The 21,521-nt window shown below is 39.8% G+C and carries 23 protein-coding genes and 1 riboswitch; of the genes, 3 read left to right on the top strand and 20 right to left on the bottom strand.

Annotated elements, in window-relative coordinates:
• Positions 1-86: IS3 family transposase (locus FF105_RS11655; RefSeq protein ID WP_143470347.1), on the top strand; the 86-nt coding region annotated here is incomplete at its 5' end.
• Positions 87-208: 122 nt separating this feature from the next.
• On the opposite strand, the gene FF105_RS06180 is transcribed toward FF105_RS11655, so the two are convergent.
• The 17 genes from FF105_RS06180 to FF105_RS06100 all read right to left on the bottom strand — a co-directional run bounded on the left by FF105_RS06180 (position 209) and on the right by FF105_RS06100 (position 14,028).
• Positions 209-652, bottom strand: a complete 444-nt coding sequence (locus tag FF105_RS06180; RefSeq protein ID WP_147651799.1) for a MarR family winged helix-turn-helix transcriptional regulator — start codon at positions 650-652, stop codon at positions 209-211.
• Positions 653-829: 177 nt separating this feature from the next.
• Positions 830-1,105, bottom strand: a complete 276-nt coding sequence (locus FF105_RS06175; RefSeq protein WP_004910092.1) for an HU family DNA-binding protein — start codon at positions 1,103-1,105, stop codon at positions 830-832.
• Positions 1,106-1,281: 176 nt separating this feature from the next.
• Positions 1,282-2,592, bottom strand: coding sequence for a ribosome biogenesis GTPase Der (gene der / locus FF105_RS06170; protein ID WP_010294094.1), 1,311 nt, complete (start codon positions 2,590-2,592; stop codon positions 1,282-1,284).
• Between the two features lie 73 nt (positions 2,593-2,665).
• Positions 2,666-3,859 carry a 30S ribosomal protein S1 gene (gene rpsA / locus FF105_RS06165; protein WP_004910088.1) on the bottom strand — a complete coding sequence of 398 codons (1,194 nt, stop codon included), beginning with the start codon at positions 3,857-3,859 and terminating at the stop codon, positions 2,666-2,668.
• A 95-nt stretch (positions 3,860-3,954) separates the two neighbouring features.
• On the bottom strand, positions 3,955-4,632 hold the full coding sequence (gene cmk / locus FF105_RS06160; protein WP_010294096.1) for a (d)CMP kinase: 678 nt from the start codon (positions 4,630-4,632) through the stop codon (positions 3,955-3,957).
• 12 nt (positions 4,633-4,644) lie between these two features.
• Positions 4,645-5,190 carry a hypothetical protein gene (locus FF105_RS06155; protein WP_010294100.1) on the bottom strand — a complete coding sequence of 182 codons (546 nt, stop codon included), beginning with the start codon at positions 5,188-5,190 and terminating at the stop codon, positions 4,645-4,647.
• A 76-nt stretch (positions 5,191-5,266) separates the two neighbouring features.
• Entirely contained in the window at positions 5,267-5,854 is a 588-nt protein-coding gene (locus tag FF105_RS06150) for an ECF transporter S component (protein ID WP_010294103.1), read from the bottom strand.
• Between the two features lie 93 nt (positions 5,855-5,947).
• A riboswitch (FMN riboswitch) is annotated at positions 5,948-6,088 on the bottom strand.
• 28 nt (positions 6,089-6,116) lie between these two features.
• On the bottom strand, positions 6,117-6,866 hold the full coding sequence (locus FF105_RS06145; protein ID WP_031941333.1) for a pseudouridine synthase: 750 nt from the start codon (positions 6,864-6,866) through the stop codon (positions 6,117-6,119).
• Between the two features lie 8 nt (positions 6,867-6,874).
• Positions 6,875-7,459 (bottom strand): SMC-Scp complex subunit ScpB, encoded by a 585-nt coding sequence (scpB, locus tag FF105_RS06140; RefSeq protein WP_290046458.1) that lies wholly within the window; start codon positions 7,457-7,459, stop codon positions 6,875-6,877.
• Between the two features lie 2 nt (positions 7,460-7,461).
• Positions 7,462-8,229: a segregation and condensation protein A gene (locus FF105_RS06135; RefSeq protein WP_010294109.1), complete on the bottom strand. Its 768-nt coding sequence runs from the start codon at positions 8,227-8,229 to the stop codon at positions 7,462-7,464.
• Positions 8,196-8,570: a hypothetical protein gene (locus FF105_RS06130; RefSeq protein WP_031941334.1), complete on the bottom strand. Its 375-nt coding sequence runs from the start codon at positions 8,568-8,570 to the stop codon at positions 8,196-8,198. Before FF105_RS06130 ends, FF105_RS06135 begins: the two co-directional genes overlap by 34 nt.
• A 3-nt stretch (positions 8,571-8,573) precedes the next feature.
• Complete coding sequence (xerD, locus tag FF105_RS06125) at positions 8,574-9,470, bottom strand: site-specific tyrosine recombinase XerD (protein ID WP_010294112.1); 897 nt, start codon at positions 9,468-9,470, stop codon at positions 8,574-8,576.
• Complete coding sequence (locus tag FF105_RS06120) at positions 9,467-10,330, bottom strand: CvfB family protein (RefSeq protein WP_004910057.1); 864 nt, start codon at positions 10,328-10,330, stop codon at positions 9,467-9,469. Before FF105_RS06120 ends, xerD begins: the two co-directional genes overlap by 4 nt.
• A gap of 58 nt (positions 10,331-10,388) precedes the next feature.
• Positions 10,389-10,838, bottom strand: a complete 450-nt coding sequence (locus tag FF105_RS06115; RefSeq protein ID WP_010294117.1) for a GatB/YqeY domain-containing protein — start codon at positions 10,836-10,838, stop codon at positions 10,389-10,391.
• 105 nt (positions 10,839-10,943) lie between these two features.
• Positions 10,944-11,129, bottom strand: a complete 186-nt coding sequence (gene rpsU, locus FF105_RS06110; protein ID WP_004899901.1) for a 30S ribosomal protein S21 — start codon at positions 11,127-11,129, stop codon at positions 10,944-10,946.
• A 78-nt stretch (positions 11,130-11,207) separates the two neighbouring features.
• A complete protein-coding gene (locus FF105_RS06105) occupies positions 11,208-12,710 on the bottom strand; it encodes a carboxypeptidase M32 (RefSeq protein WP_010294140.1) in 1,503 nt (500 codons plus the stop codon).
• A gap of 43 nt (positions 12,711-12,753) precedes the next feature.
• Complete coding sequence (locus FF105_RS06100; RefSeq protein ID WP_147651805.1) at positions 12,754-14,028, bottom strand: MFS transporter; 1,275 nt, start codon at positions 14,026-14,028, stop codon at positions 12,754-12,756.
• Between the two features lie 134 nt (positions 14,029-14,162).
• Between FF105_RS06100 and FF105_RS06095 the strand changes: the two genes are divergently transcribed.
• Complete coding sequence (locus FF105_RS06095; protein ID WP_139968410.1) at positions 14,163-15,710, top strand: PucR family transcriptional regulator; 1,548 nt, start codon at positions 14,163-14,165, stop codon at positions 15,708-15,710.
• A 98-nt stretch (positions 15,711-15,808) separates the two neighbouring features.
• Positions 15,809-17,227, top strand: a complete 1,419-nt coding sequence (locus tag FF105_RS06090) for an amino acid permease (RefSeq protein ID WP_010294145.1) — start codon at positions 15,809-15,811, stop codon at positions 17,225-17,227.
• Between the two features lie 47 nt (positions 17,228-17,274).
• Here FF105_RS06090 and FF105_RS06085 read toward each other — a convergent pair whose 3' ends face one another.
• Genes FF105_RS06085 through hisS form a run of 3 tightly spaced genes read right to left on the bottom strand, consistent with a single transcriptional unit; the run spans position 17,275 to position 21,218 of the window.
• The gene (locus tag FF105_RS06085) at positions 17,275-18,141 is read right to left on the bottom strand and encodes a YitT family protein (RefSeq protein WP_031941335.1); all 867 of its coding nucleotides are present in this window, start codon (positions 18,139-18,141) and stop codon (positions 17,275-17,277) included.
• Positions 18,142-18,144: 3 nt separating this feature from the next.
• Positions 18,145-19,920 carry an aspartate--tRNA ligase gene (gene aspS, locus FF105_RS06080; protein WP_010294148.1) on the bottom strand — a complete coding sequence of 592 codons (1,776 nt, stop codon included), beginning with the start codon at positions 19,918-19,920 and terminating at the stop codon, positions 18,145-18,147.
• Entirely contained in the window at positions 19,917-21,218 is a 1,302-nt protein-coding gene (gene hisS, locus FF105_RS06075) for a histidine--tRNA ligase (protein WP_010294151.1), read from the bottom strand. The genes aspS and hisS overlap by 4 nt, the downstream gene beginning before the upstream one ends.
• Positions 21,219-21,521: the final 303 nt, after the last annotated feature.

The following is a 21,521-nucleotide window of genomic DNA, read 5'->3' as shown; positions in this document are numbered from 1 at the left end:
CATACCAAACATTAACTGAAGTCCAAGCAGCCATTGGTTGGTATATCAATTTTTATAATCGCAATCGTATCTCAAATGTCGCCTAATTAACTGAATAAAAATAGTCCAATTTATTGACTTCTGAGCACTGTTTCCGGATGAGTTACTTTGCTTATTTTTTTCGTTAAATTTTCTGAAACTGATAACATAAATTATTCCCCCAAAAAAATTATTCTGAAATATTTTTAAACATTTTTTCTGTTAGATGAACCATCTGCTGCCATTCTTCATCAGTTAATCCGCTATTACTAGCTAACAATTGTGGAAGCTGCAATGCTTGCTGTCGTTTCAACTTTCCCTCAGATAACAACGTCAACTCAACAATTCGCTCATCTTCAGTTGAACGTACTTTTGAAATTAATCCCCTATCGGTCATTCTTTTAAGCATGGGTGATAATGTACCATATTCTAAGTCCAACAGTCTTCCCAACTCATTAACCGTTAGTTTTTGCTTATCGTAGAGAGCAACCAGCACAAGATATTGCGGATATGTTAATCCCAATTGTTTTAGTCGTGGCATATACATTCGCTGAATTGCACGAGAGGTCACATAGATATAAAAACACAAGTGGTTGTCTAACTTAATGTTGTCATTATTAACTGGAATTTCCAAGTTCGTCGCCTTCTTTCTTAACAACTACATTGTACACCATTAAATAGTGCACAATGTATAAATTAGCGAAATTCCCAAAAGAAGGATAAAGAACAATGTTTAGCGGTGTGTGTAACATTTTGTACACAAAAAAAGGCAAGCCTACCAAAAGCTTACTCTTTTTAATTGCGATATATATTACTTAACGGCATCCTTCAAGGCTTTACCAGGCTTGAATGCAGGAACCTTTGAAGCAGCGATTTCGATTTCTTCACCAGTTTGTGGGTTACGACCCTTACGAGCTGCACGATCACGAACTTCAAAGTTACCGAAGCCAATCAATTGAACCTTTTCGCCCTTTTTCAAAGCTGCTTCAATTGATGCAAAGACAGCATCAACTGATGCGACAGCATCTTTCTTTGTCAAACCAGTTGCTTTTGCAACTGAATCTACTAATTCTTGCTTGTTTGCCATGTTCTTTTCTCCTGAGAGTTATTTTATGATTGGCGCAAAGCGCCGTGTGAAATTTGTCGAAACATTATTTCATGTACTTAGAATAACACAAGAAAGCGCTTATGTGTAGTGTTATCAAGGGTTTTCGGCATTTCGTAATAATTACGTTACATAATTTCAATATTTGTGAAATTAAGTTACTTTCTGGCACGAACAATTAGCTTAATCGGTGTCCCTGTAAAGTCAAAGGCTTCTCGAATTTTATTTTCAAGGAAGCGTTCATAAGAAAAGTGCATTAGCTCTACGTCGTTGACAAATATAACAAATGTTGGCGGCTGAACTGCTACTTGTGTCGCATAGTAGACACGCAAGCGCCTACCATTATCCGAAGGTGTCGGATTAATCGCAATAGCGTCCATAATGACATCATTCAGGGTTGACGATCCAATTCGCTTTCGGTGGTTGTCATCAACATCCTTTACCAACTGAGGCAATCTGTCTAAACGTTGGCCCGTTTTGGCTGACACAAAAACAATCGGTGCATAGTCCAAAAATTTGAATTCATCCCGAATCAAATTTTCAAAATCAGACATCGTGTGATCATCCTTTTCAATTGCATCCCATTTGTTTACAACAATAATCATCGCACGGCCAGCATCATGCGCAAAGCCAGCCACATGCTTATCTTGTTCTCTAATACCTGCTTCTGCATCGAGAACCATTAAGATAACATTGCTATCATCAATGGCCTTCATAGCGCGCATCACGGAATACTTTTCAGTATTTTCATAGATTTTACCGCGTTTTCTCATACCAGCGGTATCTACCATCACAAACTCGTCACCATCAGGCGTAACAAACCGCGTATCGATAGCGTCACGTGTCGTACCTTCAATATCAGAGACAATGACTCTTTTTTCACCTAACATCGCATTTACAATTGAAGACTTTCCAACGTTTGGGCGTCCAATAATACTAAATCGTATGGCTTCGTCTTCTTGTTCAGCAGCTTCATCAGGGAAATGTTTAACCACTTCATCTAATAAATCCCCTAGGCCAATACCATGAGAACCAGATACAGGGAATGGATCACCTAAACCGAGCGCGTAAAAATCATAAATATCATTACGCATTTCTGGATTATCAACCTTGTTAACTGCTAATACAACAGGTTTGTCGGTTTTATACAGCATTTTAGCGACGACTTCATCAGCTTCGGTCAAACCTTCTCTACCTGAAACAACCATGACAATAACGTCTGCTTCATCCAAGGCCAATTCGACTTGTCCTCTGATTTCAGCTAGAAATGGCGCATCGCCAATTTCAATACCACCGGTATCAATCATTCGGAAGTCGTAATTCAACCACTCAGCTGATGCATAAAGTCGATCACGAGTGACGCCAGGCATATCTTCTACGATAGCGATACGTTCCCCAGCCATTCGATTAAAAATAGTTGATTTCCCAACATTTGGACGACCAACAATTGCTACTATTGGTGCAGCCATATCAGCACCTCCTTTTTATATTGCGTTATCATAAAAAAAGAACTGGCGAACCAGTTCTTCTCAATAAGAATTCTTAGAACTTACCATCAAAAATGTCGCCCAAAGTTGCAGCTGAATCGTCCTCTTGTTGCTTGTAAGCAGCAATATCGGCACGTGAAGCTGAACCATCGTTTGCATTACCGCGATCTTCGCGTTCTGGCTTTTCTTCCAAAGCCTTCATTGACAAAGAAATGCGTTCTTCTGCAGGCTTAACATCAAGCACTTGAACTTTAACCTTATCACCTGACTTCAAAACGTCTGATGGGTTTTCAATGCGCTTGTGCGAAATTTGTGACACATGGACAAGACCTTCAATGCCAGGGAAAATTTCAACAAAGGCACCAAAATCTTTAACACGCTTTACTGTACCTTCAAGTACAGTACCAGCTGGTGCTTCTTCAGCAACCTTGTCCCATGGACCAGGTTGTGTTGCTTTAATTGACAATGAAATGCGACCCTTTTCAGAATCCAATGCCAAAATTTTAACATTAACAACTTCACCCTTTGTCAAAACATCCGCTGGGTTCTTAACACGATCATGTGAAATTTCTGATACGTGCACCAAGCCATCAACGCCGCCCAAGTCAACGAAAGCACCAAAGTCAGTTAAGCGAGCAACTTTACCTTCAACAACTTCTCCAACTGTTAACTTAGCAAATGCTTCTGCTAATTGTGCAGCACGTTCTTGCGCAGCAACAGCCTTACGTGACAAAATCAAGCGTGCTTTTGAAGCATCAATTTCAATAACTTGCGCTTTAATATCTTTATTCTTGAATTGATTCAAATCTGAAACGAAACGATCAGCAACCATTGATGCTGGGACAAAGCCACGAACACCATTGACATCAACAATTAAGCCACCACGGACCGCATTGATAACTTTTGCATCAACAGTGTCCCCTTCAGCAAATGACAAGTTTTCCCATGCCTTACGTGCTTCCAAACGCTTCTTTGATAGCAAGTATGCAACACCTTCTTTGTCGCTTGTAACATTAGAGATGACAACAGCTTCAACGCTGTCACCAACTTTTAATTCGTCTGCCAGGTTGATGTTACGATCGTCTGAGTACTCACGTGCTGGCACAACTCCTTCTTCACCGGTATGCAAACCAATAACTGCTTGGTTATCGTTATCAATGGCTAATACCTCACCGGTAACGACATCTCCTACCTTAATTTGATCTGCACTTTCAAGAGCTGCTAAAAGCTCGTTGTTTGTTTCACTCATGACGTCAAACGTCCTCCTACAATTTACACTATGAATATAGTGTACCAAATATTTCAACTCTTGTATAGTAAAAAACACGGTTTAAACCGTGTAAATTAGAAGTTCAATGAATTTTTGATAATTTTTGTAATTTCATCAACCACTTGATCAATTGTTTGTCCAGTTGTGTCGACAAGTATTGCATCTTTTGCCTGCACCAAAGGACTAATTTGGCGGTGAGAATCTTTATAATCGCGTGTTTCTATTTCTTTTCTTAGTGTATCCAAATCAGTTGCAATCCCCTTGGATACATTTTCTCGATAACGTCTTTGGGCACGTTCTTCGACACTAGCCACCAAAAATATTTTAACTTGCGCATTTGGCAGTACGGTAGTGCCAATGTCACGCCCGTCCATAATGACGTTATCATGGTTGGCAATGGCTCGCTGACGCTCAACTAAACTTTTTCTAACAGCAGCGTATGAGGAAACGAGTGACACATTATTCGTTACTTCAGTTGACCGAATCAGTGATGTGACTTCTTGACCATTCAGAAAAACGTGTTGCACAGGTGTTCCTGGTTCAAAATGAATATCAGTTTTATCAAGTAGTTTAGTGATATCTTGTTCATCTTCATAAGGAATGCCGGCTTGCTTGGCTGCCAATGTAATAGTACGATACATGGCACCGGTATCAACATAGACATACTTTAAGTTGCCTGCTAATATTTTAGCAATTGTTGACTTTCCCGCTGATGCTGGTCCGTCAATTGCAATTTGAATATTTGTCATCATTGTTATCCTTGCTTATTGAATGTTCAACGCAGTGCCAGCATATTGCGTGTAATTATCAACCGTCAAACCAGGGTTCAAAGCGATTACTTGCTCTGTTGTCAAACCATGTGTAACAGCAAAATTATACAATGTTTGGCTGGTACCCAAAACAGCTGTTGTAGTAGCAACACTTGATGACGCTGCACTTGATGATGAGGCAGCAGTTTCATCATCAGTTGTACTTTCAGAACTACTGCTTGCTTCTGATTGGGAAGAGCTGGACACACTACTTTCAGAAGACGTTGTCTCAGAAGAAGTGGAGGTGCTGCTAGATGATTTTTTGGTTGAGGATTTGTGTTGACTCGATGATGAAACGGTTTGCGGTGTAGAACCTTTGTGGTTACTGAAGAAGCCATAAACTGGGAAGGCTGATAAAATGACCAAACCCAATACAATTAAGGCAACTCGCAGCCCTTTATTTTCAGACTTTGAATCAGATGTTCTTGCAAACTTAGGTTCAATCTTTTTATTTTTGGGCCGATTAGATCGGCTCATGTTATTTGGGTCATAATCGTTCATATTTAAACGACCTCCATATTTATTCATTCAAATAAGATTTTACCACATCCCCACATTGTTTTTTGATAACGTTTTATTAAGAAACGATTTTTTGCCATAACGGCGTCAAACTAGCTTTTACAATTTCACCTGTTCCGAACCAAATAATCCCTTGAATCAGGTTAAATGGCAATACCATGCCAAATAGATAAGTTTTGATACCGATCAGGCGGTTAATGTCAAAATTTGCAAAAGTTGCGTACAACGGTATTGCAACCAACCAATTAATGATCATGGCTACAGCAGTAATTGCAATCACGCTGATCACCATAGCAATTAATTTTTTATACCATTGCATTTTTTGTGACATCATTAACCCTAAGACCAGAATAAAAGTTAACACGACAGCCACATTAACAGGCAAACCCAGATAAGTATTGATTCCCTCATTTGCTAAAATGAGTTTTAAGATTGTTCTTAAAAACACAACCCAAACTGCGGCCGTCATACCTAACCAACTTAGGGCGATCATAATTGGAACGATTGAAAAGTCCAGTTTCAAAAAATCAGCACCAGGTATTAATGGTAATTGCGGAAAAAGCATTAACCCAAAAGAAATAGCACTTAAAATTGCAATCAAAGTTAAACGCTGAACACGTTGTACCGGTGTCGTTGTTAGTAACATATTTTTTTCCTCTTAACTTGGCACATATTGACCAAATCAAAAAAACTGCGCAATTTGTCAGGGTACAACAAAAAGGCAGTTTTCACTTTCTTTTTTAGACTTCTTTATACCCGACTGTACGGTCGGCTTTGGATTTTGACCAAATCAACTGCTTGCGCAGGTCGCGGGCTTACCATTTTTAAAATACTATGTCTCACCGCCGGTTAGGATTTACACCTGACCCTGAAGTTTATATTCAATTTGAATAAATGATACCACGAAATTACTTGCGTCGCAACATCCGATAATCTTGTGCCTGCAGTTGTTTCACTTCGGCATTTGTCAATTTACGATATTCACCAGGTTGTAACCCAATCAAATCAAAGAAAGCATACTGCTCACGTTTCAATTTTTCAACCGGTAAACCAACTTTTGCTAGCATATTTTTAACTTGATGATTACGACCTTCATGAATTGTCAATCTTACCATGCTCGTCTTTTTATCATGATCAACGCGTGTGATCGCAACGCGAGCTGGTGCTGTTTTACGCCCCTTGATCACAACACCTTTTTTCAATGGGGCAAGTTGTGCTTCCGTAGCAATACCTTTCACTTTGGCCATGTAAGTTTTATTAACTTGAGACTTTGGGTGCATCAATTGATTGGCAACTTGACCATCGTTAGTCAGTAGCAAAGCCCCTGTCGTGTCATAATCCAAACGGCCAACTGGATAGACGCGTTGATCAACATCTGCCAAAATATCAAGCACTGTTTTGCGACCTTTTTCATCATCATTTGTTGTCACGACACCTCGGGGTTTATTAAGCAAGTAATACACAAGCTTCTCTCTACCTTCGATAGGCGCACCATCAACTTGAATGTGATCACCATGTGTGACCTTAACACCTAACGTGTTGACGATTTGACCGTTAACTTGCACCCGCCCCTGACTAATCATTTCTTCAGCACCGCGGCGCGACGCTAAGCCAGCTTGGGCAATCACTTTTTGTAATCGTTGTGGTTCTTCAGGCATATCAAAATTCACTTTCTTTCTGGTTCGACCGCAAATGGGTTAGCAAATAATTCTCCCTCAGTATCATCATTAACGTCCAAGGAATCCAAATCTGGTAAGGGCGGCAAATCTTTAATGGTTTTCAAACCAAAATAGTCTAAAAAGTCGACCGTTGTGCCATATAAAATTGGTCGACCTGGTTCTTCTTTTCGTCCAACTTCTGTAATTAAATGTCGCATAGCTAATTTTTGTAATGTGCCTGATGACTGCACACCACGGATTTGGTCAATTTCAATTCTCGTAATCGGCTGCCGGTAGGCTACAATAACAAGTGTTTCTAACTGTGCATGTGACAAAGTGGCATTAGTTGGTGATTCAAAATACTGCTTAACAACGGTGCCTAACATCGGCTTGGTCACTAAACGATAATTTCCATCGGTTTCTCGGATTTCTAATGCACAGCTTAAGTCATTGTCATATTTCGCTGCCAAATCATCAATAATCCCAATCATAGCAGTCTGCTCAAATCCGGTCATTGTGATCAGATCCGGTAAAGAAATACCTTCGTCTCCAGCCACAAAGAGTAATGCTTCGATTTGACTTAAATTATTCATTTTTAATTCAAATCCTCAATTTCTACAAAAATTTCGTGTTCATAATCCATCTGATGCAACGATATTTTCTCTGCCTTTGCCATTTCTAACAAGGCTAAAAATGTCATGACTAACGGTTCACGTTCATAAACATCATCAAAGAATGTTGTAAAGGCAATCATATCACCAACCTTTTGACTCAGCAGATGACGATGGATATTTGAAACAGCATCAGTAATTGTATACTTTTCAGTGACCACGCGTCGACTGATTGGTTGTTGTTGCCGCTTTTTTGCTAGCAGATGCGTAAATGCCATTTGCAAGTCCACTAGTCCTAATCCCGGTGCCAAGCCAATTTCTTGGTCAACATCTTCTGGTGCCATCATTGGCAGTCGTGGAAAAGATTGTTGATCTGATTGTTCACGTTCTCGAAGCGTTTCACTCACCACTTGAAATTGTTTATAGGTTAACAATTGCAACATCAATTCTTCACGTGGATCAGTATACTCATCATCTTCAAAATCAGTCTCTATGGGATCATTTGGTAGCAAATCATAGGACTTAATCTGCAATAAAGTGGCTGCCATAACCAGATATTCACTGGCAACATCTAGCTGCATCGCTTGCTGTGTATGTATGAAATCTAAATATTGTGTTGTGATTTCGGCAATTGGCAAGTCGAAAATATCCATTTCTGACTTTTTGATGAGATGAAGTAATAAATCAATAGGGCCTTCAAAATCAGTTAATTTAATTGTTAAGCCGTTGTTTTCGATACCGACTTTCTCCATTTGTTAATCAATTTTTGGTTATCTAAAGTCCCCATCAAAAAAACGTCGGGATGCTGGGACTGATAGTCTGAAAGCATTGCAAAATAATTTTTAACACTGCGTGATTCAGGCGATACAGCAACATGTCGAATAATGGTAATCTCATCATCATAAATTTCAACACCTAGAACCCCTTGAACTTGACCTTGTGATTCTGCTTGCCAAATATAAAGCTCTCGCGTATCACTATTGTGATACCATGCTATTTCAGCCTTTAAATGCGGAATTTCACGCAATCCGGGTAATAGGGATAAAATGCCCATGACTGTTTTTTCATTTTGTTGTCTGGCTAATATAATCATCATTCAGGCCCTCGGATGATACTCATCATAGACTTCGCTTAATCTCTTTTTAGAAATATGAGTATAAATTTGCGTTGTAGAAATATCAGCGTGACCCAATAATTCTTGGACAATTCTAAGGTCTGCACCATTTTCTAAAATATGAGTCGCAAAGGAATGGCGCAATGTATGTGGTGAAACATCTTTCGTGATACCTGCGTTCAATACCAATTTTTTTATTATCTTCCAAATACCTTGTCGAGTGATTTGATGACCACGATCGTTTAAAAACACATAGGGTGACTCGTGCTCTTTTAATAAGGCAATTCGGCTTGTCTTAAAATAACGTTGTAGCCAATCAATAGCAACTTCACCAATCGGAATAATACGCTCTTTGTCACCCTTTCCAATTGTTTGAATTAAACCCAACTCCAAATGTAAATCACTCATTTTAAGGTTGACCAGTTCACTGACACGAAGGCCAGTGGCATACATGACTTCTAATAATGTGCGATTTCTGATGCCAAGCGTTGTATCTTCAACTGCTACTTGAAGCAACTGATCGATTTCCTCAACCGTTAACACAGCTGGCAAATGTTCTGCTTTTTTTGGTGGGCGTACGTCACTCATCGGGTTATGAGCCACTATTTTTTCTTGGGTCAAATAGCCAAAGAATTTACGTAGCGATGTCACCATATGAATCACAGAACTATTAGATTTTCCTTCTTGACGTAGCTGATTTAACCACGCTAAAATCACAATATGATCGACTTGGCGTAATGTTAATTTTTCAACAGTAAGATACTTACCAAAACGAACTAAATCTTGATGGTAGCTTTTGATGGTATTGTCGGATAAACCACGTTCAATACGAATATAATGCAAATAATCTACAATTGCATTGTCAACTTCTTGTGTCATTGTTCAACTAATTTGATGCCGCCATCGACCTGCTCTATCAGACGTTCTTTATATAAGTGACCCAGCGCGCGTTTAAATTGACTTTTACTAAAACCAAATTGTCGCTTGATTGCTTCAGGATTGCTTTTATCGTTAAATGGCAGGAAGTGATCGGAACGCCTCTGCAATTGTAACAACAAGAAAGTGGCATCTTCATTCATGGTTTTATAAGCTAAGGGCTTCAGCGACAAGTTAAGTGTGCCGTCATCACGTACACCAATTACGCGAGCATTAACTACTTCTCCTAAACGTGGTTCATCGTCACGTTGGGAAGGATGAATGAATCCCAAATAGTAATCCTCAGTTAAAACAAGCGTGCCAGCCATTTTATTTCGGTATACGGTTGCCTTAATCTGTTTAGATTTCATTTCTTGAGGTGCACGACGCGAAACAGCGTTAATGATATTTTGCTGTGCAATTTCACCCCACAAACGTCCCTTGCTGTCTTCTTTGATTGCAATCATGAGCCGATCGCCCTTTTGTGGCCAAAGTGATGTGATAGTGGGCAAATCATCTAACGAAACAACAATGTCTTTATTTGGTAAGCCAATTGCGACAAAGACACCCAAATCATGACGGTTAGCTACAACAGTCCCCCAACCGTACACATCTTTTTGTGCTGTGGGCACATTTTTGGTAATTTGTAACTTATGATCTTCATTTTCATAGGCAAAGCCAGTGACAAAGCCACCTAATTTGAGAGGCTTTTGAAGTTCTGACTTATCAATTTCATAAGTAAAACCATCGACTTGCGCAAAAAAGAACTGACTGTTTTCATCAGTGACTTGTGCTTTAATTGTGGTACCAACTGTTGGATTCATATCATTTTCCTTTGATGCGCGCTACTTCACGCACTAATACTGGGCTTTAGCGGATAAATTACTGGCCTGCTAGTAAAGTTTTTACTTGATTAGCAACAAACTTCCCATCAGCCTTACCTTTGACTTGTGGTGTCACAACACCCATAACTTTACCCATATCCTTTGGCGTTGTCGCACCGGTTTTTGAGATTGCAGCCTTAATAATAGCAATCACTTCATCTTCACTCAATTGTGCTGGCAAATACTTCGCTAGAATGGCTAGTTCGGATTTGATACCTGATGCCAAATCGTCGCGTCCACCCTTTTCAAATTCTGAAAGTGATTCATGACGTTGCTTGACTTCACGTGACAGCACAGTTAATTCTTCTTCTTCAGTCAAATCATGTCCTAAATTGATTTGTTCATTCATGACGGTTGATTTCACCATGCGAATAACAGACAAAGCTTCTTTGTTTTTGTCTTTCATTGCCTGTTTCATATCAGCATTCAAAGTTTCTAACAATGACATTATTTTTCTTCTTTCGTAATTAAAATTAATGTCGGTACCTGACCGACCTTCTTGTTATCATTCTACCATAAAAAAAACGCCACTGATGTGACGTTTAGAATCGAATTAACGACCCTTCTTTTTGTTACGCTTTTGTGCCGCTTCAGACTTCAATTTACGTGCAACTGAAGGCTTAACGTAGAATTCGCGCTTACGGTATTCTTGGAGAGTACCGTCTTTTGAAACACCACGCTTGAAGCGACGCAATGCATCATCCAAAGATTCGTTCTTACGTACGATGACCTTTGCCATTTGATAACCCTCCTTTCTCGCATTTTATTTCGTTAAACGACATGCACTAAATACTTATTTATTATGACAGACTTTTAACTAATCGTCAATACCGTAAGCCGCTAAATACTGCTTTGTTTGCAAATCAAGCCAATATTGTGGATTAAGTGACTCACCAGTGGCTTCTTTTAAAATCACTTGTGGGTCAACTGCACCACCATATTGCCAAATATGTTCTTTTCGCCATTCAAAAATTGGTGAATAATCACCAGAGGCAAAAATTGCTTCAAAGTCCAATGATTTTGCCATAGTTGCTTGGAACTGTGCAGCATACAAATGACCTAATGCATAGCTTGGGAAGTAGCCAAAGGAGCCACCTGCCCAGTGAATATCTTGCAAAATACCTGTTAAATCATCAGGTGTATCTAAATCCAAGTATTCTTTATATTTCGCATTCCAAAGGACCGGCAGATCGGCTACATCAATATTGTCATTAAAAATTGCCTTTTCAATTTCATAACGAATAATAATGTGTAATGGATACGTAAGAGGATCGGCTTCTGTCCGTGTGAATGAAGCCTGCGTTTTAAGCCAACCTGCATAAAAAGTTTCAAAATCAACGTCATCAAGAACGCCCTCAAAAGCTTGTTGCATTTGAGGATATTCTGTTTCCCAGAAGGCCTTTGAACGTCCAATCATGACCTCATTAAACAAAGATTGGGACTCATGAATACTCATGCTAATTGGCAAAACAGAACGAAAATCATCATATTTGGGATCAACATTTTGCTCAAAAAGTCCATGACCAGCTTCGTGGAAAATACCTAAAACAGCCATTTGAAAATTATAATCATCCCAACGTGTCGTAATGCGAGCATCATCACGATTCAAAGCTTCCATGAAAGGATGAATTGTATCATCAAGTCGACCTTTATTTAGGTTATAACCCAGCCGCTGTGCTGCCGCCATCGCGTACTGTCGTTGCTGTTCTTTCGTTACGCGTCTCTTCAAAAATGAGTCTTCTGGCGTCGTACCTTCTTTGGCCAAACGTTGGCGCAACTCAGTCACGCCGGTTTTGACTTGGGCAAAAACTGCGTCTAATTTAGCCACTGTCAATCCCGGTTCATATTGATTGAGCAAGACATCATAAGGTGTTACCTCATTTGTTTGCCATAGCGGAATAAATTGCTTTAAGTAGCCAATAATTTTTTCTAAATAAGGTTGAAAAATTTTGTAGTCGTTAGCTTCGCGAGCTTGCGCCCAATAGTCTTGTGCCTGCGATAACGTTTTTTCAAAAGCTATAAAATCTGCTTCTGGGATTTTGCCCGTCATATCATAGTCTTTTTGCGCTTTTTCAAGTACTAATCGACCAAGTTCGTCTAACTGATTTGTGCCCGATGAGAGCGCTTTTAATATGTTTTGTCGGTGTTCTCCAGTACTGACTGTAAATATCTTCTGCGCTAAGTAAGCATCAACGTCGGCACGAAAATGACCGGCATCTTTAGGCATACCAGTCAAAGCATCCCAGCCAGAAAGCGCTGCAATTTCAGACAGTAAAGTCTGTTCTTTGACGGAATCAAATAGGTCTTGTTGCGTTGTCATGATTTACCTCATTCTTAAATTAAATATTATTTAATTTTATCACTTATTTGTCTAATTTAGAAGTTGCTTTTGTATCAGTCATACGCCAATAAACTAATAAACTAATAAAAATAACTACTGTAACATAAACAAAAAATAGATTTTCATGATTAATTTTTCTTAAATATAGCGCCAAATATTCAACTGTACCACCAAAAATAGCGACCGTCAGTCCGTAAGGTAAACCCACACCTAAAGCGCGTATTTCTGTTGGGAACATTTCTGCTTTGACGATGGCGTTAATTGATGTATAGCCTGTCACAATCACCAAGCCCGCTAACATGAGCCAAAACGCCTCCCAACTTGTTGTAGCATGTTGCAAGGCCACGAAAATTGGTATGGTAAAAATAGTTCCAAGTCCACCAAACCAAAACAGTAATGGCCGTCGTCCAATTTTATCAGAAATTGCACCCGCGATTGGTTGCAAAATCATAAAAATAAGTAGCGCTAGAAAGTTGATGCGAGTGACTGACTGTGTTGGTAATCCTACTGAATTGATCATAAATTTTTGCAAGTATGTTGTATACGTATAAAATGCAATTGTACCGCCTAAAGTCAAGCCTACCACTGTCAGGACAGCCTTTGGATACCGCATTAATTCTTTCAGGCTCCCTTTTGACTTCGCTTTTTGTGAAGCAAATTGATCAGATTCTGCCATGCTCAATCGTAAGAACAACACAATTATCGCACCAAGGGCACCGATAATAAATGGGATTCGCCATCCCCACTCAGTCAATTGTTCATTAGTCAACGTCATTTGCAGGATGATTTGGACACCTAATGCAATTAACTGGCCACTAATTAGTGTCACATATTGAAAAGAAGCATAAAAACCACGGTGATTTCGACTGGCCATTTCTGACAAGTACGTCGCAGATGTTCCGTACTCACCACCTAATGATAATCCTTGAAACAAGCGTGCCAGTACTAAAATAACGGGTGCAAAAATACCAATATGCGCATAACTCGGTGTGATAGCAATCACCAGTGAACCGCTCGCCATAATGAGAACGGACAATGTCAAAGCCGCCCGACGACCGTGCTGATCAGCATATTTTCCCAAAATAAGGCTGCCTAATGGGCGCATCAAAAAACCAATCGCAAAAACGCCAGCAGTGCTTAGTAATTCAGCCGTTTTATCATGGCTCGGAAAAAATGATGGCGCAAAATAAACAGCGAATGAGGCATAAACATACCAATCAAACCACTCTATCAAATTACCAAGCGATCCCTTCAAAATGTTACTAATAATCTCTCGTTCTGAACGTTGTACTTGCATACGATTCACCCCTTTTTCCCTACTGTAACGAAATCCGAATGACTATTCACCGTCGGTTTGCACAAACAAAATCGTTTTGTTTGTACAATATGTTAAGTTGTGCCATAATAATGGTAATTTTCCGGAGGCAAACCATGAAATTTAAATCATTGTTAAATGAACCACTGATGGATCAATATACTGTCGCGGCTGGCGAAGAAGGCTTAGCCCGAGAAGTTAGTCAAGTTGGTGTTGTTGATGCGCCAGATTTTGAAAAATATTTATTACCAGGGCAGCTAATTTTAACGACTGGATACCTCTTCCATGATAATTTACCGTTATTGCGTAGTTTAATTATTGAACTGGATAAGCACAACGCGGCTGGTCTAGGCATTAAATACAATCGGTACTTCACGGAATTACCACGTGATGTGATTGTTTTAGCCAATAAACATCGGATTCCTATTATATGGACACCAGCTGATGAAGTGATTTCTATTACAATTCGCAATTTAAGTGATGTCATTTTAAGTAAACACACGGGCGAATTGCACGAAATTGTTAAAATCAATCAAGAATTATCGGCAATCAATCATAATAACACTTATCAACACTTGCTTGATTTAAGTGCCCAAATTTTAGAAGCCCCACTCTTATTGTTAGATTCTCACTTTACAGCAATTTACGCCAGCACAGCGTTACTCAAGGAACGTGATTTTTTCACTCAATTTTTACGTGAATCTTCTGGTATTGCCTATCTCAATCTACAAGAAAAAGTTCGTGTCACTTTTAAAGGTCAAAATTTTGATATTTTGCCCATTTTTTCTGCTTTAAAGGAGAATAAAGCTTTCGTGGCAATTGCCACCTCAGAAGATCGATTGTCTGACTTTCAATTGTTAAAACGTGAACAAGTCATTAACGCGTTGGGATTTGCGAACTCTCGCACAGATCTCATTAACGAAACAGAATTCCGTAATCGATCCGGCTTTTTTTTGAATGTTATGGAATCAGGGTTAAACCAGGAAGCAATCAATCACTACTTGAACGACGCCAATATTGACGTTACGGCGCGCTATCGGGTTGCAGTATTAGATTTTACGACAAAGAAAACAGTCATTGAAACACGCCAATTCGAAATTCTTCAAGCACTCACTCGGTGGTTCATTCGGGAATCAAATTGGTCCGTATTGATCTTTTCTCACAAACAACAGCTTGTTTTACTGATTAATATGACCATTGACACGCGTTCTTTTTTGCAAGAATTATATGACTTTTTAACTGAGCAAGATAAACTAGAATATGATTTTACCATTGGCTTTTCACGTGTTACTGGCGAAATGAAACAATTAGCAGAGCTTTATGAGCAAGCAAATAACGCTTTAAAATTAACGACCAAAACCCATCCCATTATGCGTTTTAGACCAAAAAGTGCGCATGAACTGCTGCATCTACTACCACCACAAGAAAGCCATGCCTTTGTTGAAAAAACACTCGGACCTATCCTAGACAATCCTGAACTTCTCAAGACACTAGAAACATACATTTTTTTACATCAAAACGTCACAGCCGTAGCCGGCGCAATGTTTGTACATCGCAATACAATCAATTATCGCTTGAAGCGTATTGCGGAGCTGTTAGATGTTAATTTAGAAATGCCAGATGTGTTAGTGGATATTCAACTGTCACTATTGCTGATTAATTAGTCACTTTGCATAAACCAAAAAAATAAGTTTGTGCAAAGAAAAATTAGTATTTGATGATAAACATGATAAAATTGTTTCCAATCAAGGAGGCATTACTTATGATCGAATACACAAATCTAGCGGTGAACCACGACGGTACCATTCGTGGTCTCAAAAAGAAACATGTTCAAATGATCGCCATTGGCGGCACAATTGGTACCGGACTATTTTTAGGAGCAGGTAATTCAATTGCGAAGACAGGCCCTTCCATTCTGATTGTTTATGCAGTATTGGGCGCTTTCTTCTTCATGATGATGCGAGGCATTGGCGAAATGTTATATGCTGACCCGTCGCAACATACATTTGTCTCCTTTATCAGTAAGTATGTGGGCGCAGGTGCAGGTTATTTTGCAGGTTGGTCTTATTGGATTGGTCTTGTTTTCGTTGCAATGGCTGAATTAACAGCGGTTTCTACTTATGTTAAATTTTGGTTCCCCAACTGGCAAACATGGATCATTCAAATTGCTTTTCTCTTCATTTTGACAATGATTAACCTCATCGCCGTTAAACTGTTTGGAGAAACCGAATACTGGTTTGCGATGATAAAGATCATCGCCATTGTTGCCATGATTGTAACAGGATTATTCTTGATTGCAACAGGCTTCAAGGCACCGGCTAGTGGTGGCCACACGGTTGCCTCATTTGGCAATGTATTTTCTAACTTCACACTATTTCCAAATGGTGCAAGTATGTTCTTCGCTGCATTTCCAATGGTATTTTTCGCCTTTCAAGGTATGGAATTCGTTGGTATCACAACAGCTGAAACACAAAACCCACGTGAAGTTTTGCCAAAAGCGATTAACACAATTATTTTCCGTATCTTGATTTTCTATCTTGGTGCTATGATTATCATCATGTCAATTATCAATTGGCATGTGATTGCTAAAACACCTGATGAAAGTCCGTTCGTTATGGTCTTTCAATTAGCTGGTTTCAAAGCCGCTGCGTTAGTTATCAACTTTGTTGTTCTAACATCAGCCGCTTCCGCACTCAATTCTGCTATTTATTCAGCAGGTCGACACTTCTATCAACTGGCCGAAGAGTCTGATTCCAAGTTTATGGGCAATTTCCGAGAAATCTCGTCAAACGGAGTGCCTGCTAAAGCCATTATTCTGACTGCTGTGTTAGTACTGTTGTCACCTGTTATTAACTCAATTCCACAAATTACTAGTGCATTTGGATTTATCACATCAATTTCGTCAAACATGTATATTATTGTCTATGCGATGACAATGTACGCTCATCGTAAGTTCCGTGAATCATCTGACTTTATGCCAAACGGATTCGTCATGCCTGGCTACAAATGGACCAGCCCTCTAACATTACTATTCTTTGCTGCAATTTATGTTAGTTTATTCTTCCAATCTGATTCACGAATGTCAGCTATTGGTGCCATTGTCTTTACTATCATTTTTGGTTATCTATCACATCGTAAGTTTTCATCAAAAGTTTCGACTTCAACGTCAACAGCCTCATAAACATATTAAAAGGGATCCAACATGATATTGGATCCCTTTTAATATGTTTACAGCTCTGGTTCGTAGAAACGACCGACAGTATGTTCAATTTTCCATGTTGATGAAAATGCATGTTCATCAACTTCTTTCATTGCTTCACGCAATTCAAAGCGTTCTTGCTGTGTAATCACTGTCAGTAATACAGAGCGCTCTTGACCAGTGTAGCCGCCACGAGCATCGTTAATGATGGTAACCCCGCGACGCATTTTACGCTGAATGCCATCAACCATTTCATCAGGTTTAGTCGTGATAATCATGACCTGCATTTGCTGTTGGCGAGTATAAAAAGCGTCAATCATGCGTGAACTAATAATCACACCGACAATAGAATACAATGCATATTTCCAACCATAAGTTAACCCAGCACCAATCATAATGAGAGCATTGAATGCTAAATTGATTGGTCCCATTTTGAAGCCAAAATGCTTCTTAACTAACAATCCAATGACATCTAATCCACCGGTTCCTACGCCATATCGCAGTGCTGTTCCAACAGCCATACCATTTAAAGCACCACCAAACATGGCATTAATTAAAGGGTCTGGCGTTAACACGCGAGTTGTATCAAAAAGTGGCATCAAAGCTGAACTGAGAAGTACAGCCAATGTAGTGAAAGTAGCAAAACGCCAAGATAGTTGCCACCATGCAATTATCAACATTGGTAAATTAACTAGTGCCAATGCGAGCGCAACCGGAATTTTTTCACCACTTAAAGTTGAAACTAACTGGGCAAATCCAGTAAACCCTGATGAATAAATATGACCAGGATGCCAGAAGTAATTCATTGCAAAAGCAACAATCACACCGTAAAATATAGCACCACCAACACGACTCGCATATTGGTTTTTCATGAAATTATGAAATATTTTTTGCATCAATCACTCGGCTTCTGGTACAAACAAACCTAATTCATTCAACTGTTTTGTCTCAACGCGTGTTGGTGCTTCAGTCATCGGTTCAGTAGCGCGTGAATTTTTAGGGAAAGCAATGACTTCACGAATATTTTCTTGTCCCGCCAATAACATTGCTAAACGGTCTAGCCCAAGCGCAATACCACCCATTGGTGGGAAGCCATATTCCATGCCTTCAAGCAAGAAACCAAATGCCTCATGCGCTTTTTCGGGTGTAAAGCCAAGCGCTTTAAGCATTTTTTCCTGAATATCCATGCGATGAATACGGATTGAGCCTGAGCCCAACTCATACCCATTCAAAACCAAATCATAACTTTGCGCATGCGCTTTATGTGGATCTTCACCATCATCAAGATAGTGCAAATCTTCTTCGTTCGGCATTGTAAACGGATGGTGGGCAGCGATCCAACGATCGAAATCTTCTGAATACTCAAATAATGGCCAATCAACAATCCATGCAAATGCCCAAGGATTTGTTTTGTCCACCAAATCAAGATCCGCAGCCGTTTGACGACGGAGATAATCCAAAGTAGCTGATACAACATCATTACGACCAGCGCCAAATAACAACAAGTCGCCTGTTTGACCACCAACACCAGCTATCAAGGCTTGGCTATCTTCTGGTTTAAAGAACTTGGCAATTGGACCAGTTAGTCCGTCATCAGTTACCTTTAACCATGCCAAACCTTTAGCACCAAATCGTTCAATATATTGTGCCAATTTGTCAATGTCTTTACGAGAATAGTGATCTGCGCCGCCCGGTACAGCGATTGCTTTCACAACACCACCAGCTTTAACAGCGTTGGCAAACACACCAAATTCACTATTTGAAACGATATCAGAAATATCATGAATTTCATAAGCAATCCGCAAATCAGGTTTGTCCGTACCAAAACGATCCATTGATTCTTGCCATGTTAGAGTCGGAATGGTAGTCGTATCAAGATCAAAATTCACCACATCATGCATCATTGCTTTGACCCATTCATTGACCAGCGCTCGAATTTCGTCGGCAGTCATGAATGATGTTTCCACATCCATTTGCGTAAATTCAGGTTGTCGATCACCACGCAAATCTTCATCACGGAACGCACGTGCAATCTGGAAATAACGATCAAATCCAGCCCCCATCAATAGTTGCTTGAATAGTTGAGGTGATTGTGGCAACGCATAAAAAGATCCGGGGAAAACACGAGATGGCACCAAGTAATCACGAGCACCTTCAGGCGTTGACTTAGCCAAAATTGGTGTTTCAATGTTAATAAAATCATGTGTATCCATGAAGTGCATGGCACTAGACATAATTTTAGACCGGACGCGTAGATTCTTTTGCATTTCTGGTCGACGCAAATCCAAATAACGATACTGCAACTTGAGTTCCTCATTAGCATTAACGTTATCCTCAATATAAAACGGTGGTGTTTTTGACGTTGCCAAAATTTTAGCTGATGTCACATCAACTTCAACGGCACCAGACTTAATTTTATCGTTAATTTGACTCTCATCACGTTTGATAACTTTACCAGTCACAGCCACAACATACTCACTTCGCATGTCTTCAGCGACGGTCAAAGCTGATTGGTTGGTAGCATTGAAAGTTAATTGCACAATGCCTTCACGATCACGTATGTCAACAAATATTAAGTCACCAAAATCACGACGCTTTTGCACCCAACCGCTCAACGTCACCGTTTGGTCAAGGTAACTTTCATCAATTAAACCTGCATATGTTGTTCGTTTCATTGTTCGTCTCCTTGCGCATCAATAATTGTTGGCAAATCTGTATAAAGATCAGCCAATTTAACAAGTTGTTGTTCACCAGTTGCCATGTTTTTAATATTGGCAGCGTGTGCCGCTAACTCTTTTTCACCAACAGTCACGACGTACTTAGCATTGTGACGGTCAGCTGTTTTAAATTGTGCTTTGGCTGAGCGATCAAGATAATCACGTTCAGCAACAAAACCAAATGACCGAATGGCTTGCACGATTTGCATTGCTGCAACATCTGTTTCATCACCGATGTTGACAACATAAAAATCAAGGTCATTATCGACTTGCGGTGCAACACCCTGAGCGTTTAACAAACTCACCAAACGCTCCATACCAATTCCAAAACCAACGCCTGCTGTTTCAGGACCACCAAAAACCGACACCAATCCTGAATAACGTCCACCGCCGGCGATTGTTGCAGCCCCTTTTAACTGTTCATCAACTGTCATTACTTCAAAGATTGTATCGTTATAATAATCCAAACCACGAACCATTGTTGGATCAATTTCAAAGTCAAGATTCAAAGCCGTCAACAATGCTTGAACTTTTTGGAAGTGCTGTTGTGAGGCTTCAGACAAATAATCCAAAATTGAAGGTGCATCAGCCACAAAAACTTGATCACGTGGATCTTTTGAGTCTAAAACACGTAGTGGATTTTTTTCTAAACGCGCCTGAGAATCAGCAGATAATTCGGCACGATGTGGCGTAAGATAGTCAATCAATGCTTGACGGTAATCATCTCGTGACTGCTTATCACCTAAAGTGTTAATTGCAACACGTAAATTCTTTAAACCAAGCGTTTGGAACAAATCAATCGCCATAGCAATAACTTCGACGTCAAGTGCTGGTGATGAGGAGCCGAAAGCTTCCACACCAATTTGATGGAATTGACGCATACGCCCTGCTTGTGGACGTTCATAACGGAACATTGGTCCAATGTAAAATGATTTATAAGGCTTATCAAATTCAGGTCCATATAGTTTATTCTCGACATACGCGCGGACAATTCCGGCTGTTCCCTCTGGTCGTAGGGCAATGTGACGATCACCTTTATCATGAAAATCATACATTTCCTTAGTGACAACATCTGATGTGTCACCTGCTGAACGAGAAAAAACTTCGAAATTTTCGAATATTGGTGTTCGAACTTCTTTAAAATTATAGTCACCAAATAATAAACGCGCAACATTTTCAACGTGTTGCCATTGGCTTGTTTGATCTGGTAATAAATCTGCAGTGCCCTTAGGGCGCTGGAAAAGTGGTTTTGCCATGGTATTTTAATTGCTGGCACGTCATCTTGAAACGCGTCAGTTGGACTCCTTCTTTATTTTGACATTAAAACTGAAAAAGCGCCCTCAACGATTATTCGTTAAGGGCGCAATTGCACGGTACCACCTTAGATGTTGATGCATACACATCACTTAGATTGCTTATCGCGCTACCACGCACTGCCTTATACAACAGTGTCCTCCAAGGTGTCACAAATTACGTCATCGTTTTGCTTGCATCACCCGCAAAATTTCTGATGGTCCAGAGCGTAATTTTTCCAATTCATCGGCTTTAATATATGCCTT

It is taken from the genome of Leuconostoc sp. UCMA20149, from assembly GCF_030400235.1.
In the GTDB taxonomy this organism is placed as follows: Bacteria; Bacillota; Bacilli; order Lactobacillales; family Lactobacillaceae; genus Leuconostoc; species Leuconostoc pseudomesenteroides.
Note: the sequence above shows the minus strand (reverse complement) of the source record. Positions and strands in the feature narration are given on the sequence as shown.